Origin of the sequence: Luteibacter sp. OK325, from assembly GCF_003050935.1 — a bacterium.
GTDB lineage: Bacteria > Pseudomonadota > Gammaproteobacteria > Xanthomonadales > Rhodanobacteraceae > Luteibacter.
The window spans coordinates 13,727-31,190 of record NZ_QAOX01000013.1 but is presented as its reverse complement, the minus strand read 5'-3'; the positions used below and the strand labels follow the sequence as shown (position 1 = coordinate 31,190).

At 64.6% G+C, this 17,464-nt stretch carries 12 protein-coding genes and 1 riboswitch; of the genes, 4 read left to right on the top strand and 8 right to left on the bottom strand.

Annotated elements, in window-relative coordinates; genetic code table 11:
• Window positions 1–32: 32 nt before the first annotated feature.
• Window positions 33–1,298 carry a lipid IV(A) 3-deoxy-D-manno-octulosonic acid transferase gene (waaA, locus tag C8J98_RS20570; RefSeq protein ID WP_107915680.1) on the top strand — a complete coding sequence of 422 codons (1,266 nt, stop codon included), beginning with the start codon at window positions 33–35 and terminating at the stop codon, window positions 1,296–1,298.
• A 762-nt stretch (window positions 1,299–2,060) separates the two neighbouring features.
• Here the strand turns inward: waaA and C8J98_RS20565 are convergent.
• Together C8J98_RS20565 and C8J98_RS20560 are read right to left on the bottom strand one after the other, a co-directional pair.
• On the bottom strand, window positions 2,061–3,470 hold the full coding sequence (locus C8J98_RS20565) for a TolC family outer membrane protein (protein WP_107915586.1): 1,410 nt from the start codon (window positions 3,468–3,470) through the stop codon (window positions 2,061–2,063).
• A 35-nt stretch (window positions 3,471–3,505) separates the two neighbouring features.
• Window positions 3,506–4,165, bottom strand: coding sequence for a protein-L-isoaspartate O-methyltransferase (locus tag C8J98_RS20560; protein ID WP_107915584.1), 660 nt, complete (start codon window positions 4,163–4,165; stop codon window positions 3,506–3,508).
• A gap of 362 nt (window positions 4,166–4,527) precedes the next feature.
• Here C8J98_RS20560 and C8J98_RS20555 point away from each other — a divergent pair, with 362 nt between their 5' ends.
• From C8J98_RS20555 to C8J98_RS20545, 3 genes are all read left to right on the top strand, one after another.
• Complete coding sequence (locus tag C8J98_RS20555; protein WP_107915582.1) at window positions 4,528–5,190, top strand: TetR/AcrR family transcriptional regulator; 663 nt, start codon at window positions 4,528–4,530, stop codon at window positions 5,188–5,190.
• A gap of 36 nt (window positions 5,191–5,226) precedes the next feature.
• A riboswitch (TPP riboswitch) is annotated at window positions 5,227–5,325 on the top strand.
• Window positions 5,326–5,399: 74 nt separating this feature from the next.
• Window positions 5,400–7,229 (top strand): phosphomethylpyrimidine synthase ThiC, encoded by a 1,830-nt coding sequence (gene thiC, locus C8J98_RS20550; RefSeq protein WP_107915580.1) that lies wholly within the window; start codon window positions 5,400–5,402, stop codon window positions 7,227–7,229.
• 240 nt (window positions 7,230–7,469) lie between these two features.
• Complete coding sequence (locus tag C8J98_RS20545; RefSeq protein ID WP_107915577.1) at window positions 7,470–8,495, top strand: DUF2333 family protein; 1,026 nt, start codon at window positions 7,470–7,472, stop codon at window positions 8,493–8,495.
• Between the two features lie 97 nt (window positions 8,496–8,592).
• On the opposite strand, the gene ppa is transcribed toward C8J98_RS20545, so the two are convergent.
• The 6 genes from ppa to C8J98_RS20515 all read right to left on the bottom strand — a co-directional run bounded on the left by ppa (window position 8,593) and on the right by C8J98_RS20515 (window position 17,416).
• Complete coding sequence (gene ppa / locus C8J98_RS20540; protein ID WP_046969505.1) at window positions 8,593–9,126, bottom strand: inorganic diphosphatase; 534 nt, start codon at window positions 9,124–9,126, stop codon at window positions 8,593–8,595.
• A gap of 74 nt (window positions 9,127–9,200) precedes the next feature.
• The gene (locus C8J98_RS20535) at window positions 9,201–11,327 is read right to left on the bottom strand and encodes a prolyl oligopeptidase family serine peptidase (protein ID WP_107915575.1); all 2,127 of its coding nucleotides are present in this window, start codon (window positions 11,325–11,327) and stop codon (window positions 9,201–9,203) included.
• Window positions 11,328–11,525: 198 nt separating this feature from the next.
• Window positions 11,526–13,649, bottom strand: coding sequence for a prolyl oligopeptidase family serine peptidase (locus tag C8J98_RS20530; RefSeq protein WP_107915574.1), 2,124 nt, complete (start codon window positions 13,647–13,649; stop codon window positions 11,526–11,528).
• Window positions 13,650–13,823: 174 nt separating this feature from the next.
• Window positions 13,824–15,872: a sodium-translocating pyrophosphatase gene (locus C8J98_RS20525; RefSeq protein ID WP_107915572.1), complete on the bottom strand. Its 2,049-nt coding sequence runs from the start codon at window positions 15,870–15,872 to the stop codon at window positions 13,824–13,826.
• A gap of 677 nt (window positions 15,873–16,549) precedes the next feature.
• Window positions 16,550–16,966 (bottom strand): RcnB family protein, encoded by a 417-nt coding sequence (locus C8J98_RS20520; protein ID WP_107915569.1) that lies wholly within the window; start codon window positions 16,964–16,966, stop codon window positions 16,550–16,552.
• 15 nt (window positions 16,967–16,981) lie between these two features.
• On the bottom strand, window positions 16,982–17,416 hold the full coding sequence (locus C8J98_RS20515) for an RcnB family protein (RefSeq protein ID WP_107915567.1): 435 nt from the start codon (window positions 17,414–17,416) through the stop codon (window positions 16,982–16,984).
• Between the last annotated feature and the right edge of the window lie 48 nt (window positions 17,417–17,464).

The window sequence follows — 17,464 nt, the reverse complement described above, 5'->3', positions numbered from 1 at the left end:
GTCACCGGCAAGTCTCAGGGAACCGCGTGCTGCTGCGTCTGATCTACAACTGCGCCATGTACCTGTTCACGCCGCTGGTGATGCTTCGCCTGATGGCGCGTGGCATGCGCTATGGCGATTACCACGTACGCTGGCGCGAGCGCTTCGGCCGCTTCCCGCTGCCTCGCCTGAACGGCTGCCTGTGGGTGCATGCGGTGTCGGTAGGCGAGGTCAACGCGGCCGAGCCCCTGGTCAAGGCATTGATGGAGGCGTATCCGCACGCGCCACTGATGGTAACGACGGTAACCCCCACGGGCTCCGAGCGCGTCCGCCAGCTGTTCGGTGACCGCGTGCACAGTGTCTACCTGCCGTACGACCTGCCGTTCGCGGTGAGGAGCTTCCTGCGCAACACACGCCCGCGCCTGGCCGTGATCGTCGAGACCGAGATCTGGCCGAATCTCTATTTCGCCTGCCGTCGCCACGGCATTCCGCTGCTGATCGCCAACGCCCGCCTCTCCGAGCGTTCCTTGCGCGGGTACTCGCGCATGAGCTCGCTGGTGAAGGGTGCGCTCCGTTGCGTCAGCCACATTGCCGCACAGTCGCGCACGGATGCCGCGCGCTACCGTCTGCTCGGTGCCGAGCCCAGTCAGCTCACGGTTTGCGGCAACCTGAAATTCGATATGCCCGTACCCGACGACGCGCTGGTGGCAGGCAAGGCCATGCGCGAAGCCTGGGGCACGGGCCGTCCGGTGTGGATCGCGGCAAGCACCCACGAGGGCGAGGAGATGAGCGTGCTCGAGGCGCACCTCGACGTGATGCGACGCCTGCCCGATGCCTTGCTGCTGATCGCACCGCGCCACCCCGAGCGCTTCAAGGCCGTGGAATCCGCAGTGCGCAGCCTCGGTTTCCAGGTGGGCACGCGCAGCACGGATGGCGTTCCCGGCCACAACACCCAGTGCTTCGTCATCGATTCGATGGGCGAGCTCCTGCGCTTCTTCGCCGCATGCGATGTCGCCTTCGTCGGCGGCAGCCTGGTACCCATCGGCGGCCACAACGTGCTCGAGCCCGCGGCGCTTTCAAGGCCGGTGCTGGTCGGCCCATATACCTTCAATTTCGAAGAGATCACCCAGGCCTTGCTGGAGGAATCCGGCGGCCAGCGCGTCGCCAGCGGCAGCGAACTAGGCGAACAGGTCCTCTCCCTCCTGCGCGACCACGACCGCCGCCAGGCCATGGGCACCGCCGCCCGCCACGTCTTCGACAGCGAGCGCGGCTCCGTCGGCAAGGTAATGAAACTCGTCGACCGGTTGTTGCAGGAATAACCCTCCTGTCGGAGCCGGCTGCGCCGGCGAACCCTCGACGCCCAGGACAGTCCTCCGCGTTCGGTGACGTAGCGACGCAGAGCCTTCGGTGCCCACCCTCGCTGCTCAGACAGTCCTCCGCGTTTCGTACCGGAAGGGCCGCTGCGCGGCCCGTGTTCTTATTGGCCTACGGCCGCTCCACTTGTGCGGAACTCGCCTCGAGGGTGGGCACCGAAGGCTCTTCCGAGCCCTGAGGTTCGCGTGGGTCGAGCCAGAGCGCACGGCAGCATCGCCGGCCAGCGCGCAGGCACGGGCGCGAGGAAGGTGTTGGGCAACCGGGTGCCAGCAACCGCCTCCACATCGACCCGGGGCTCCGACAATGGCCGGGGGCAACGACAGCACCACGCAACGGCTCGCCTTCCACCCAACCGTATCGTCGTGAGAGACCTTGGTGTCCACCCTCGAGGCGAGTTCCGCACAAGTGGAGCGGCCGTAGGCCAGATAGATACATGGGACGCGTGAGCGGCCTTTCCTTGTCGAACGCGGAGGACTGTCTGAGCAGCGAGGGTGGACACCAAGGTCTCCCCCGCGACACGCCCAAGTGTAGAGAGCGATGGCGCAGCCGAGCCCGCGAGCCCGAAGGCGAGCGAGGTGCGAGGTGCACGGTGCGAAAGAATGCCTAGCCTGAAAGCCAAGCGCCCAGGCCCCGGTAATCCACGATGAACCTAAAAAAAAGGCGGACCCGAAGGCCCGCCCTTTTCATCATGCATCGGAACGTCGCAATTACTGCAGCAGCGAGTTCACCGATTCGAGGTCCTTGATGTCCACCGTGCCGGCCGTCTGCTTGAGCAGGAGCTTGTCGAGGATGAACTGGTGGCGGGCCTGCGAGTAGTCGCTGAGCGACTGGGTGAGGTTCTGCTGGGCGATCAGCACGTCGACGATGGTGCGCGTGCCGACTTCGAAGCCGGCCTGCGTCGCGTCGCGTGCGCTCTCCGACGACTCGACGGCGGCCTTGGTCGCTTCGACCTTGCTGATGCCGGCGACGACGGAACGGTAGAAGTTGAGCGTGTCACGGACCACCTGGCGACGCACCGATTCAAGCGAGTCCTGGGCGGCATCGCGCTGGTAGATCGACTGGCGCACGCGTGACTGGGTGAGGCCGCCGGAGAAGATCGGCACATTCAGCGTCAGGCCGACCGTGGTCGCGCCACGGCCGTTCGTGCCGGTCGAGCCCAGGGTACCTGCGGAAGCCGCGGAACCGGCACCGCCGTTCTGCGTCCAGGCCGTGGTCTTGTTGTAACCGAGCGAGGCGTCGATCGTCGGCAGATGGCCGGCGCGTGCCGACGAGATGCTGTGCTCGGTCGAGTCGACGTTGTACTGCGCGGCGAGGATGCTCGGGCTGCTCTTGACCGCTTCGGCCACCCAGGCCTTCGGATCGTTCGGCGTCGGGGCATCCATCGGCAGCTGCTCGCGCAGCTTCTTCAGGTTGTCCGCTGGCTTGCCGGTGATCTGGGTGAGGGCTTCGCGCGAGTCGGCCAGCGTGTTCTCGGCCGTGATGACGGCGGCGACCGAGGTGTCGTGCTGGGCCTTGGCGTCCTGCACGTCGGTGATGGCGGACAAGCCGACATCGAAACGCTGCTGCGCCTGTTCCAGCTGGCGGGCCAGGGCCTGCTCGTTGGCCTTGGCGAAGGTCAGGGCGTCGTCGTTGGTCAGGACCTGGAAGTAGGCCGTGGCCACGCGTGTCGCCAGCTGCTGGAGGGCGGCTTCGTACGTCGCGTTCTGCGAGTTCGCGGCCGAATGGGCCGCCTGCAGGTCGGCGATCTGGCTGAAGTTGAGCACGCTCTGGGTCACGGTCGCGCCCAGCTGGCGCTCACGGGTATGGCCGATGTCGCTGCTGAGGAGCGGGTTGCCCGCCGTATCGCGCAGCGGATTGCCAGCGGCGTCGGTCAGCACGGTACGCGAGGGGCCGGCCGGGTCGGACTGGCTGAGGCTGACGGTGCCGTTGACCTGGGGCAGCAGGAGCGCACGCGCCTGGTCCACGCCTTCGCCGGTAGCCAGACGGGTGGAGTCGGCCTGCGACAGCACAGGGTCGTTCGCCCGGGCCTGGCGGTAGGCGTCGAGCAGGTCTTCCGCGTGGCTCGCGAACGGCGTCGCGGCCAGTGCCAGCGCGACGGTGAGCAGCTTCAAGCGCATGGTTTCGCCTCGTGGGTGATGGGTAATCTTGTGGGTCAGAGCACGAAGCGCTTCACCGGCGCGGCATGCGCCAGGTAGGGAAGGTCCGTTTCGAACAGCGATTCCTCGCGGTAGCGGCCTTCACCCTCGTGGGTAAGGAGCACCGCCGTCTGCGCGGGGGAATCGCCGCGTACGACGAACATGCGCCCACCCGGCTTGAGCCAGCGCACGAACTTTTCGGGAACCGCGTGAACGGCACCCGTAATCACGACGGCGTCGAAAACGCCGGTCGGGTTGTAGCCGTTGACGGCCTCGGCGGTTTCCAGCGAAACATTGGTCACGCCGGTGGCGGCGAGGCGCTGGCGTGCGCCCTCGACGAAGTCGGCATGCATGTCGATGCTGGTCACGTGGGCGGAGAGGCGGGCGAGGCAGGCGGTAAGGAAGCCCGAACCGGTGCCGATTTCCAGCACATCGTCAGTCTTCTTCAGCTCCAGTGCCTGCAGCACGCGGCCTTCCACCACCGGCTTCATCATGACTTCGCCGTGGCCCAGGGGCAGGGTCAGGTCGGCAAAAGACACGTTGCGGTGGGCCGCCGCGACGAAATCTTCGCGGCGGATACCCTTCAGGGTCTCGAGGACGTCGGCGTCCAGGACTTCCCACGGGCGAACCTGGTTTTCAACCATGTTCTGCCGGGCCTGCTCGAAATTCATCGCCATGGTGTTGGATTCCGTACGAAAAGCTATAAAAAGGTTCGAAAGGATAAGCGTTCGGAGCCTGCTTTCCCAATGTGTTAAGGCTGCGGCGCCGCGCCACCGGGGCTAAGTGCCGGAAGTCACCGGACGGGACTGACGGAAGTCATGAACACCTCCTACAGTGGCACGCTGGCTCCTGAACAGCTGGTGGCGCAAGTCCCTGATGCCCATGGGAACCCTGGTGGCTGGCCCCCACCTCATTCTAAGGTAGACGGGCGGTCGGACTCCTCTTTTTCCTGCATCGTGGATGACAACCACGACGTGCTGGAAATAACTGAACCGCTGCGTATAATAAAGTCATAATTTTTGTTTGTGAAGGTGTAGCCATGAACGCCAGCCCGAAAATGAAAACGCAGGGTCCCGGGCGTCCGAAGGATATGGAGAAGCGCGCGGCCATTCTCGATGCCGCCAAGGCGCTCTTCACCCAGGGCGGCTTCGCGGGAACCAGCATGGACGCCGTCGCGGCCTCCGCAGGCGTCTCCAAGCTCACCGTTTACAGCCATTTCGGCGACAAGGACAACCTCTTCCGCGAGGTCATCCGCGCCCATGTCCAGGAACGCCTGCCGGACGACCTCTTCGACTTCAGTCCAGGGGCGGACATCCGCGTCACCCTGAACAACATCGCCAGCCGCCATGCCGCGACGGAAACCAATACCGAGTCGGTCGGCACCTTCCGCGCCATCCTTTCGGACTGCCAGGCCGGCGGAAACCCGCGCTTCGGCCGGCTGGTCTGGGAAGAGGGTCCGGTGCGCATGCACAAGCTGATGCAGCGCCTGCTTGACGGCGCCACGGCCCGCGGCCAGCTCGAAATCGCCGACACCTCCCGCGCCACCACGCAGTTCCTTGCCTTGCTCAAGGGCGATTTACTGCTGCGCCGCCTGTTCGGCTGCGAAGACTGCGCCGTGCAGTTCGGCGAAGAGGTCAAGGCCAATGCCCTGGCCGCCGTCGAGATGTTCATTCGCGCCTACGAGCCGCGCCCGAACTGCTGAGCGCTCGCATTGGACACCTGCTTCGTGGTTGAATCCGCCTCGAAGCGGGGGTGCCCAAGCAATTGCGCGGGCTGAGAGAGTCCCTTCGAACCTGATCCGGTCCGTACCGGCGTAGGAAGCTTCGTCCACGGGTAACGTGCGTTCGCGCACGTGTGCTTCCGTGGCGGCGCCGTCCGCTTCTCCCCTTATCCGCAAGGAACGAGAAGCCGATGAATATCGACATGTCCGAAGCCGTCACCACGCCGATCGCCGGCTCGCGCAAGATCCACGTGACCGGCAGTCGAGCCGACCTGCGCGTGCCACTGCGCGAAATCGCCCAGACCGCCACGCCGACCTTGTTCGGTGGCGAGGAAAACCCGCCGATCGTCGTCTACGACACGTCCGGGCCGTATACCGACCCTGAACACACCGTCGACCTCACCAGCGGCCTCCCTGCGGTGCGTGCGCGCTGGATCGCCGAACGCGGCGACGTCGAGCGCCTGGACGGCCTTTCCTCCGCCTTCGGCCGGGCGCGTGCCGACGATGCGCGCCTCGACGCCATCCGCTTCGGTTCCCCGCGCACGCCCCTGCGGGCGAAGGCCGGTTCGAATGTCACGCAGATGCACTACGCGCGCCGCGGCATCGTGACGCCGGAGATGGAGTACATCGCCATCCGCGAGAACCAGCGTATCGATGCCCTGGTCGACAGTGCACTGCGCGCACAGCATCCCGGTGAGTCTTTCGGCGCGTCGCTGCCGAACCGGATCACCCCTGAATTCGTGCGTGACGAAGTGGCACGTGGTCGCGCGATCATCCCCGCGAACATCAACCACCCGGAAGTCGAGCCGATGATCATCGGTCGCAACTTCCTGACCAAGGTCAACGCCAACATCGGCAACAGTGCGGTGAGCTCCGGCATCGCCGAGGAAGTGGAGAAGCTGGTCTGGGCGATCCGCTGGGGCGGCGACACGGTGATGGACCTCTCCACCGGCAAGCACATCCACGAAACGCGCGAATGGATCATCCGCAACGCGCCGGTCCCCATCGGCACGGTGCCGATCTACCAGGCGCTGGAGAAGGTCGGTGGCGTGGCCGAAGACCTCACCTGGGAGATCTTCCGCGACACGCTGATCGAGCAGGCGGAACAGGGCGTCGACTACTTCACGATCCATGCCGGCGTGTTACTGCGGTTTGTCCCGCTCACTGCCAAGCGCGTCACCGGCATCGTCTCGCGCGGTGGTTCGATCATGGCCAAGTGGTGCCTCGCGCATCATCGCGAGAACTTCCTGTACACCCACTTCGAAGATATCTGCGAGATCATGAAGGCCTACGATGTGTCCTTCAGCCTCGGCGATGGCCTGCGTCCGGGTTGTATCGCCGACGCCAACGACGCCGCGCAGTTCGGCGAACTGGATACGCTGGGTGAGCTGACCAAGCTGGCCTGGAAGCACGACGTCCAGACCATGATCGAGGGCCCCGGCCACGTGCCCATGCACCTGATCAAGGAAAACATGGACCGTCAGCTGGCCATGTGCCACGAGGCGCCGTTCTACACCCTGGGGCCGCTGACCACGGATATCGCACCTGGTTACGACCACATCACCAGCGCGATCGGCGCGGCGATGATCGGCTGGTTCGGCACCGCCATGCTCTGCTACGTCACGCCCAAGGAACACCTCGGCCTGCCCAATCGGCAGGACGTGCGCGACGGCATCATCGCGTACAAGATCGCCGCGCATGCCGCGGACCTGGCCAAGGGACACCCGGGAGCGCAGGTGCGTGACAACGCCCTGTCGAAGGCGCGCTTCGAGTTTCGCTGGGACGACCAGTTCAACCTCGGCCTCGATCCGGACAAGGCACGCGAATTTCACGACGAAACCATGCCGAAGGACGCACACAAGTCCGCGCATTTCTGCTCGATGTGCGGGCCAAAGTTCTGCTCGATGAAAATCACCCAGGACGTCCGCGACTATGCCGCTGGCATGGAAGCCTCTGCTGGCATGGAAGAGAAGGCGGAAGAGTTCCGCGCCCAGGGCAGCGAGGTCTACACAAGGGCCTGATGCCCTTGCCCGGTAGGAGCCGATTCATCGGCGAATGAGGACATGTGGGAGCCGATTCATCGGCGAATGAGGACATGTGGGAGCCGATTCATCGGCGAAAGGCCAACGGAGCAACGATGCGGTCCGCCTGATCGCCGCTGAAGCGGCTCCCACACACACCGCTGAAGCGGCTCCCACACACATCAACCCGCCAGCCACGGGGTAAGCTAAGCCCTCACGTTCCCCACATAAAGGACAGGCATGAACGCGAACGCCGCTCCCTCGCCCACGCCGACCCGTCGTCGACGCAACCCGATCAGCCTCACCGTGGCGGTCGTGATCGCGCTGCTCATCCTGTGGGTGCTCATCACCATGTGGTGGTGGGACAAGGAGCCGGAGCAGTTCGACCCGGTCGCGGTCACGACCGCGCACATGAAGGAAGCCGGCCGGCCGATGGCTACCGGTGCGGTGACCACGTACACGCTGATCGAGTCGGTGCACACGCTGATGGACAAGCGCGGCGGATACCTGAGCAACGACAAGCTGCCGCCCGGCGTGTTCATGGACAACATTCCCAACTGGGAATTCGGATCGCTGATGGCATCGCGCGATCTCGCGCAGGCGCTTCGCAACAGCTTCAGTCGTTCGCAGACCCAGTCCACCGAGGACAAGGATCTTGGCGAAGCGGATCCGTTGCTCAACAGCCCGAACGATCGCTGGCTGCTGCCGAGCTCCGAGTCGCAGTACGGCAAGGCCACGGACGATCTGGAAAAGTACCTCGTGCGCCTGAGCGACAGCGAGGACGCCAATGCGCATTTTTATGCACGCGCGGACAATCTGGCCGATTACCTGCAGACCGTGTCGGCCCGGCTGGGCTCGCTGTCACAGCGGTTGTCGGCAAGCGTCGGTCAGCTCAAGGTCGATGCAGCGCCCAACGCCGATGTCGCTGGCAAGGCGGCGCAGTCCAAAGCGGTCTACGTGAAGACGCCCTGGAACAAGATCGACGACAACTTCTACGAAGCCCGTGGTTATACCTGGGCCTTGCTGGAGCAGCTGAAGGCGATTCGCCACGACTTCGCGCCGATCCTGCGCAGCAAGAACGCCGACGCCAGCCTGCAGCAGGTGATTCGAGAACTGGAAGAATCGCAGAAGGCGCTGGGCAGCCCGGTGGTCCTCAACGGCTCGCCGTTCGGTTTCTTCGCGAATCATTCGCTGGTAATGGCCAATTACATCTCGCGTGCGAATGCCGCGATCATCGACCTGCGCACGCTACTGGGCCGCGGCTGAATAAGGTACATGTGGGAGCCGATTCATCGGCGAAAAGCCTGCGGAGCGGAGACGCCGCAGCGCCCATCGCCGATAAATCGGCTCCCACAAAGAGCTGTTAGTGGTCAGCCTTGTAGCGACCCATGCCCGCGACGATCTCGGCCTTGGCCTCATCCGCGCCGACCCAGCCGTCGATTTTGACCCACTTGCCCTTCTCAAGATCCTTGTAGTGCTCGAAGAAGTGGCCGATGCGCTCGAGCCAGTGACCGGACACCTGGCCGATATCCTTGATGTGCGCATAGCCGGCGAACACCTTGTCCACCGGGACCACGACGAGCTTCTCGTCGGCACCGGCTTCGTCGGTCATCTTCAGCATGCCGACCGGATGGCAACGGATCACCGAGCCCGGCACCAGCGACAACGGCAGGATCACCAGCGCGTCGAGCGGATCGCCGTCGCCGCCCAGGGTGCCCGGCACGTAGCCGTAGTTGCACGGGTAGCGCATCGGGGTGGACAGGATGCGGTCGACGAAGATCGCGCCGCTTTCCTTGTCGACTTCGTACTTGACGGGCTCGGCATCCTTGGGAATTTCGATGATGACGTTGATTTCGTCCGGCACATTCTTGCCGGCGGGAACGAGGTGCAGGCCCATGGGATTCCTTGGTGATTCGGGGGGTTAAGTCGGCCGAATAGGATACCGCCCGCCCATGGCCCCGGCAAAGTGCCTTATTTGAGGTGTTCCCACAGGAAGGTGTAGATCAGGGCCTCGTGATACGCGACCTGGGCATTGTTGGAGCTCCCGCCGTGGCCGCCTTCCACGTTCTCGTAAAGGTGGGCGTCCAGGCCCATGGCCCGCATGCGGGCGACCATCTTGCGGGCATGCGCAGGGCCCACGGTGTCGTCTGTGGTGGCCGTCATGAACAAAGCGGGTGGATAGCGGGTGCCCGCGTGCAGGTTCTGGTACGGCGAGAAGGTCCGCAGGTACGCCCATTCTTCCGGCTTGTCGGGATCGCCGAACTCGCCGATCCACGAGCTTCCCGCCGCCAGATGGGTATACCGATGCATGTCCAGCAGCGGCGCGCCGACGATGACCGCGCCGAACAGCTCCGGATAGCCGACGAGCATGTTGCCCGCCAGCAGACCGCCGTTGCTCTCGCCCTCGACACCCAGATGAGCCGGGCTGGTGACACGGCGGGCGATCAGGTCACGGGCAACCGCCGCGACGTCCTCGTACGAGCGAGGGCGGTTTGCCTTCATCGCCGCCTCATGCCAGAGCGGGCCATATTCACCGCCACCGCGCACATTGGCGATGACGTAGACACCCCCGCGCTCGAGCCACGCCTTGCCCAGCGCGGGTGAGTAATTGGGCTGAACGGCCAGTTCGAAGCCACCATAAGCCCAGATCAGGGTGGGGTGGCTTCCATCGACGCGCAGGCCTTTCGCCGCCACTTCGAAGTAGGGCACCCGGGTGCCGTCCTTCGACGTGGCGAAATGCTGGGTTACCTCGAACCCCGATGCGTCGAAGGCTGCCGGTCCCTGCCTGAGCAGTTCGCGGTCGTCCTTGCCGATCGTTCCGCGATAGAGCGTGCTGGCCTGCAGGAAGCCCTGTGCATAGACCAGGTACTCATCGCTCGCATAGGCATCGACCGTGACCAGTCGCAGGCTGGCCAGTGCCGGCAGGCCGGTCAACGGAGCGGCCGGCCAGGTTCCCTTCGCGCGCGGCGTCAGCGCAACGATGCTTGTGGCGACATCGTGGATGGTGGTCAGCAGGAGATGGTTCCGGGTCCACGCGAAGGTGGTCAGCGACGTATGCGCATCCGGAGTGAACAGGGTGACGATCTCACGCTTGCCGGCCATGTAATCGTCGACATGCGCCGCGAGCAGGGAGCCCGCCGGATAGCTGTGGCCACCCACCGGCCACTCGCTGCGCAACTGGATGAGCAGCCATTCCCGCTTTAGGTCGACGCTCGCATCGCGGGGCACGTCGACGCGCGCCAGGCTACCGTCCTTCGCACGCAGATAGGTTTCCGACTCGTAGAACGAGAGATTCTTCGTCACGATGTCGCGTTCGAAGCCCGGGGATGCATCGTGCCGCGCATCGACACCCAGATCCTTCTCCGCGCTTTCCAGGACCGTCGACGCGGCAGATAGAGGCGTCCCGCGCGTCCAGAGCTTCACCATGCGCGGATAGCCGGACTGGCTGATCGAGCCGGGTCCGAAATCAGTGGCGACGAGAATGTGATCGGCGTCGATCCAGCTCACCGTGCCCTTCGCCTCGGGCAGGTTGAAGCCGTTGCTGACGAAGGTCCGCGTCGTCAGGTCGAATTCGCGAACGACCTGGGCATACGCACCCGCGCGTGACAGCGCGATCAGGCAGCGCTGGTAGGTGGGAGGCAGGCACTGTGCGTCGCGCCACAGCCAGTTGTCGTGTTCGCTTGCGGACAAGGCGTCGAGATCGATCACCGTCTCCCACGTCGTGACCGGCGCGCGCAGACCGGCGAGCGTCGTCCTGCGCCAGACACCGTGTGGATGATCCTTGTCCTTACCAAGGTTGTAATAGCGATCCCCCAGCTTCATCAGCCGGGGCACGTTCGCATTCGAGTCGAGGACGCCGCGAAGATCGGCGACGAGTGTGTCGAACGCGGCGCCGGTGGCGTAGTGAGCGGTGGTTTCGGCGTTGCGCGCCTTTACCCAGTCGAGCGACGCTTTCCCGCCGATGTCTTCCAGCCAGAGGTTCTCGTCGTCGGTCGCAGGACGAATCTCGGTCGATTCGCTTTCGATCCCTGTCGAGGCGTGCGCGAGGAGGGGAACGAAGAGCAGTACGGCGGTGAGTGCGAGACGACGAACCAGCATGTAACGAAACCCCGGGGAGTACACGGAAAGCCTCGCACTGTAGTGCCGCTGATTAAATTATGAAAGTAATTTCAGTGTGGGGTGTAGGAGCCGGCTATGCCGGCGATGGGGGTGAGGCGATCTGGCTATCGCCGCTGAAGCGGCTCCCACAAGAAGCCGAGCCCTGAAGGCCCGGCTTCCGAATACACCTGGGGGGACTTATTTCAGGTGTTCCCAGAGGTACGTATAGGCCAGGGCACTCATGAACGCCGACTGCTTGTTGTCCGCCGCGGCGCCGTGTCCGCCTTCGAGGTTCTCGTACAGGCTGGCGTCGAAGCCCATGGCCTGCATGCGAGCGGCCATCTTGCGGGCATGCACCGGACCGACCCGGTCGTCGCGGGTGGAAGTGGTGAACAGCACCGGCGGATACTTCGTGCCCTTGTGCAGGTTCTGGTACGGCGAGAAGGTCTGGATGTACTTCCACTCCTCCGGCTTGTCCGGGTCGCCGTATTCGGCCATCCACGACGCACCGGCGGACATGTGCGTGTAGCGCTTCATGTCGAGCAGGGCCACCTGGCTGACCACCGCGCCGTATAGCTGTGGGTACTGGGTCAGCATGTTGCCGGCGAGCAGGCCGCCGTTGCTGCCGCCCATCATGCCCATGTGCTTCGGGCTGGTGATCTTGCGGTCGATCAGGTCCTGCGAGACGGCCGCGAAGTCCTCATAGGCACGCGGACGGTTGGCTTTCAACGCCGCCTGGTGCCAACGGGGACCGTATTCACCGCCGCCGCGGATGTTCGCGATGACGTAGACGCCGCCCTTTTCCAGCCACGCGCGACCGGCGCCGGCGGCGTAGGCCGGCTCAAGCGAGATCTCGAAACCGCCGTAGCCGTAGACCAGGGTCGGATTGCTCCCATCGGTCTTCAATGCCTTCGGCGCGACTTCGAAGTAGGGCACCTTGGTGCCGTCTTTGGAGGTGGCGAAGTGCTGGCTCACGACGAACTTCGAGGCATCGAAGAAGGACGGGCTGTGCTTGATCGCCTCGCGCTCGCCCTGGCCCAGCGTGCCGTAGTAGAGCGTGGTCGGCTGCAGGAAGCCCGAGACGGTGAGGAAGTACTCGTCGGTCTCATCCGCATCGATGCCACCGGCCTGCATGTTGCTGAGCGCGGGCGCGCCGCTGAGCGTGTCTTCCTTCCAGGGACCGCTGGCGGCCGGCGTCAGCACCTTGATCTGGCTGACCACGTCGTGCGACACGGTGAGGATCAGATGGTGGCGCGTCCACGAATGTCCGGCCAGCGAGGTGTGCTCGTCCGGCGTGAACAGCACGGTGAACTCGCGCTTGCCGGCCATGAAGTCGTCGAACTTCGTGGCCACCAGGGAGCCCGACGGGAACGTCTTGCCACCGACCGTCCATGCCGTGCGCGGCTCGACCAGCAGCCATTCGCGCTCGACATCGGTCTCGGCATCGTTGGGCACGTCGACCTTGGTCAGCTTGCCGTCCTTGCTGCGCAGGAAGGTCTCGGAGTTGTAGAACTCCAGCGCGCGCATCACGAAATCGCGTTCGAAACCGGGCGTTCGATCGCGATAGGCCGAGATCGACATATCGTTTTCCTTGCCCTCGTACACCGTCTGCGCAGAAGCGAGCGGCGTACCACGCTTCCATTCCTTGACGATGCGCGGGTAGCTCGAGGTGGTCATCGAGCCCGGCCCGAAGTCCGTGGCGACGTAGATATGGTCGTCGTCGATCCAGGCGACCTGGCTCTTGGCTTCCGGCAGCGCGAAGCCGTCCTTGATGAAGCCCTTGGTCGACAGATCGAACTCACGCACCACATCGGCATCGGCGCCGCCGCGCGACAGCGAGACAAGGCAGCGACGGTAGTCCGGCTTCAGGCACTGTGCGCCGTGCCAGACCCAGTTCTCTTTCTCGGACGCGGCGAGTGCGTCCAGGTCGATCACGGTTTCCCAGGCCGGCTTGTCCTTACGGTACTCGGCCAGCGTGGTGCGGCGCCACAGGCCCTTCGGGTGCTGCTTGTCGCGCCAGAAGTTGTAGAAGTGATCGCCGATCTTGGAAACCATCGGGATCTTCGCGTCGGAATCGAGCATCTCCAGGAGGCGCCCGTCCAACGTCTTGAAGTCCTGGCTATCGGCGTACTTCGCCACGGTCTCGGCATTGCGTGCCTTGACCCAGTCGAGCGGCTTCGCACCGTCGATGTCGTCCAGCCAGAGGTTTTCGTCGTCGACTCCGGCCTGGGTGGCGGGAGCGGTGGTATGCGGGGTGTCGTGGGCTTGGGTCATGCCACTGAAGGTAAGGGCGATGACGAGCGCAATCCAGCGTCGATGCATGGGTCCGGGTTCCGTGATTAAGCCGAACCCGGACCTTAGCTTACTACCGACCTCGTAACCCCATGACTTCCGGGCTATCGCAGGCTGTTGTAGGAGCCGATTCATCGGCGATCCCGTGGCAACGGGCCAGGATGCGGCGCGCACCCAATCGCCGATAAATCGGCTCCCACACCATCAAAGGAACGGAATCAACAACAAGGCCACGATGTTGATGATCTTGATCAGCGGATTCACCGCCGGTCCGGCGGTGTCCTTGTATGGATCACCCACGGTGTCACCGGTGACGGCGGCCATGTGCGCATCAGAACCCTTGCCGCCGAAGTTGCCGTCCTCGATGTACTTCTTGGCGTTGTCCCAGGCGCCGCCGCCGGTGGTCATCGAAATGGCCACGAACAGGCCGGTGACGATGGTGCCGATCAGCACGCCGCCCAGGGCCTGTGCGCCGGCCTCGGCGCCGCCCAGCCATTTGAAACCGAAGATCACCACCACCGGAACCAGCACAGGGAGCAGCGAAGGCACCAGCATTTCGCGGATCGCCGAGCGGGTGAGCATGTCCACGGCGCGCGAATAGTCCGGCTTGGTGGTGCCCTCCATGATTCCGGAGATCTCGCGGAACTGCCGCCGTACTTCCTCCACCACGGCTCCAGCCGCACGGCCCACCGCTTCCATCGCCATGGCCGCGAACAGGTACGGAATCAGGCCGCCGATCAGCAGGCCGATGATCACGTAATGATTGGACAGGTCGAAGCGAATTTCCGTGCCACCGAAGTGTTCGTTGAGGTTGTGCGTGTAGTCGGCGAACAGCACCAGCGCGGCGAGACCGGCCGAACCGATGGCATAACCCTTGGTCACGGCCTTGGTCGTGTTGCCCACGGCGTCGAGCGGATCGGTGACCCCGCGCACTTCGGGTGGCAGGTCGGCCATCTCGGCGATGCCGCCGGCGTTATCGGTGATCGGACCGTAAGCGTCCAGCGCCACGATCATGCCGGTCATGCTCAACATGGCCGTCGCCGCGATGGCGATGCCGTACAGCCCGGCGAACTCGAAGGCGCCCCAGATGGCTGCGCAAACGGCGAGCACCGGCAGGGCCGTGGACTTCATCGAAACACCGAGGCCGGCGATGATGTTCGTCGCGTGACCCGTGGTGGACGACCGGGCCACGTGCCTGACCGGCCCGTATTCCGTTGCCGTGTAGTACTCGGTGATCACCACCATGGCTCCGGTCAGGACCAGGCCGATGATCGCGCAACCGTAGATGCGGCCCGCGCCGTAAGCGGAATCGGCCATCATCGACTGGGTGATCGGCCAGAAGGCGATCGCCGCGAGCAGGGCGGAAACGAAGACGCCGGCATACAGCGCGTTCATGATCTTGCCGCCGCGGGTCTTCACGAAGAACGTGCCGATGACCGACGCGACGATAGACGCACCGCCAAGCACCAGCGGGAACAAGACACCCGAAGGGCCGGTTTCGGTCGCCATCACCCCACCCAGGAGCATGGTGGCGATCAGGGTCACGGCATAGGTTTCGAACAGGTCGGCGGCCATGCCGGCGCAGTCGCCGACGTTGTCGCCCACGTTGTCCGCGATGACCGCCGGGTTGCGCGGGTCGTCCTCGGGAATACCGGCTTCCACCTTGCCGACCAGGTCCGCGCCGACGTCGGCGCCCTTGGTGAAGATGCCGCCGCCCAGACGGGCGAAGATCGAAATGAGCGAAGAGCCGAAGGCCAGGCCAATCAGTGCGTGCAGGGCATGCGTGCGCTCGTAGCCCATGTGCAGCAGCGCGCCGTAGTAGCCGGCCACGCCGAGCAGGGCGAGTCCCACCACCAGCATGCCGGTGACGGCGCCACCGCGGAAGGCCACCGCGAGGGCAGAAGAAAGGCCGCTCCTGGCGGCCTCCGCGGTACGAACATTGGCACGAACCGAAACGTTCATGCCGATGTAGCCGGTGGCTCCCGAGAGGAGCGCCCCCAGCGCGAAGCCGATGCCCGTTCCCCAGTCGAGGAACACACCTATAAGGAGGAGAAGGACGATGCCGACGACACCGATGGTGGCGTACTGGCGGTTGAGGTATGCGCGTGCGCCTTCCTGGATGGCCGCGGCGATCTCCTGCATGCGTTCGTTGCCCGGCGATCTGGCAAGCACCCAGCTGACCGAAAACGCGCCGTACAGAATCGCAACGACCGCACATGCCAGCGCGATCCATAAACCGTACTGTTGCAGCATCGAAGCCTCCCCTCAATTGTGAGAGCCCGCCATGGGGCTGACCCGAGTATAGGCAGGGGAGGCGGCGGAAGGCGTTGTGCGCTGCGGGACAGCCCAGTCGCGACGGCTTTGTGTGGGAGCCGGCTATGCCGGCGATGGAATTGCGGCCAGCTGTCTATCGCCGCGAAGCCATTGCGCGGCCGCTTGCTTGGAGGGGTGAGGCGCAGAGCCTTCGGCGCCCACCCTCGCTGCTCAGACAGTCCTCCGCATTTCGTACCGGAAGGCCGCTGCGCGGCCCGTGTTCTTATTGGCCTACGGCCGCTCCACTTGTGCGGAACTCGCCTCGAGGGTGGGCACCGAAGACTCTTAAACCCTGAGGTTCGTGCGGGTCGAGCCGACGAAACGCCGGGTCAATTGCTGGCTCGTCGCTATCGCCAAGCGGTCAACCCCAGCTCGCCGGTGACAATCGTCAGTGCGACATCGCCCAACGGCTCTCCTTCCACTCAACCGTATCGTTGTGAGAGGCCTTGGTGTCCACCCTCGAGGCGAGTTCCGCACAAGTGGAGCGGCCGTAGGCCAGATAGATACATGGCCGCGTGAGCGGTCTTTCCTTTGCGAACCCCCCCCGGACATGCGCGAAGAGCCCAATAAAAAGCCGGGCCCCCGCGATAGCGGAGGCCCGGCCTGGTAGAGCGGTGTTATTGCGAAATGATGTCCGCGATCACACCCGTGGCAACAGCGACAAGCAGGAAGTCATTGTTGTCGGCGCGCTGCCAGCGGTAGCCGCGTGGCGGTTCGCGCAGGTGGCGGGAACGGTAGTCGTTCACGATGACGACGCGACCGTCGTAGCGGTGACCGCGTTCCCAGTGACCGCCCGGACCCGGATGCCAGTTGTTGGCGTGGTTGTCACGGTGGTCGTCGTAGCGGCCGTCATGGTGATCGTCGCGGTGATCGTCGCGATGGTCATCACGGTGATCGTCGCGGTGATCGTTGTCGTGGTCATCGTGATACTGCTGGATACCCGCCGGCTGGAACGGCGCCGGACTGAAGGCGAACGCCGGCGCAATGACGGCCGAGGCGGCGATAGTGAGGGCGATCTTGCTAAGCAGTTTCATACGGAATCTCCCGGATTAGCGTGTGGCAATGTCGAGGATGATGCCGGTCGCCACGGCGACCAGCAGGAAATCGTTGTTCTCGCGGACCCAGTGGTAGCCACGCGGCGGCTGGCGCAGGTGGTAGCTGCCGTAGTTGTACACAACCGTGTTACCGCCGTAGTAACGATGGCCTCGCTCCCAGTGGCCGTAGTAACGCGGCGGGGGCGGGCGGTGGTAATAGGCCGGACCGTTGTAATAGCCGTGCCCGTAATAACGCGGCGCCGGGCGGTTGCCGTGCCAGCCGTTGTCGTGATGCCAGTCACGGCCAGCGTGACCGCGGTCGTGGCCGCGGTCATGACCGCGATCGTGCCCGTGGTTGTCGCGGTCGTGATCGCGATGGTCGTCGGCAAAGGCCGCTGTCGTGGCGACCAGGGCGAGGGCGGCAAACGCGGTACGAAGCATCATTTTCATCGCATCTCTCCAGGACGATCATCACGCCGCAAGTCGCTACAGCTGATC

Bases quoted from the DNA above. Each gene is read 5' to 3' on its own strand.
- C8J98_RS20565 (WP_107915586.1), bottom strand. From the start codon at position 3,470: ATGCGCTTGAAGCTGCTCACCGTCGCGCTGGCACTGGCCGCGACGCCG.
- C8J98_RS20560 (WP_107915584.1), bottom strand. From the start codon at position 4,165: ATGGCGATGAATTTCGAGCAGGCCCGGCAGAACATGGTTGAAAACCAG.
- C8J98_RS20555 (WP_107915582.1), top strand. From the start codon at position 4,528: ATGAACGCCAGCCCGAAAATGAAAACGCAGGGTCCCGGGCGTCCGAAG.
- thiC (WP_107915580.1), top strand. From the start codon at position 5,400: ATGAATATCGACATGTCCGAAGCCGTCACCACGCCGATCGCCGGCTCG.
- C8J98_RS20545 (WP_107915577.1), top strand. From the start codon at position 7,470: ATGAACGCGAACGCCGCTCCCTCGCCCACGCCGACCCGTCGTCGACGC.
- ppa (WP_046969505.1), bottom strand. From the start codon at position 9,126: ATGGGCCTGCACCTCGTTCCCGCCGGCAAGAATGTGCCGGACGAAATC.
- C8J98_RS20535 (WP_107915575.1), bottom strand. From the start codon at position 11,327: ATGCTGGTTCGTCGTCTCGCACTCACCGCCGTACTGCTCTTCGTTCCC.
- C8J98_RS20530 (WP_107915574.1), bottom strand. From the start codon at position 13,649: ATGCATCGACGCTGGATTGCGCTCGTCATCGCCCTTACCTTCAGTGGC.
- C8J98_RS20525 (WP_107915572.1), bottom strand. From the start codon at position 15,872: ATGCTGCAACAGTACGGTTTATGGATCGCGCTGGCATGTGCGGTCGTT.
- C8J98_RS20520 (WP_107915569.1), bottom strand. From the start codon at position 16,966: ATGAAACTGCTTAGCAAGATCGCCCTCACTATCGCCGCCTCGGCCGTC.
- C8J98_RS20515 (WP_107915567.1), bottom strand. From the start codon at position 17,416: ATGAAAATGATGCTTCGTACCGCGTTTGCCGCCCTCGCCCTGGTCGCC.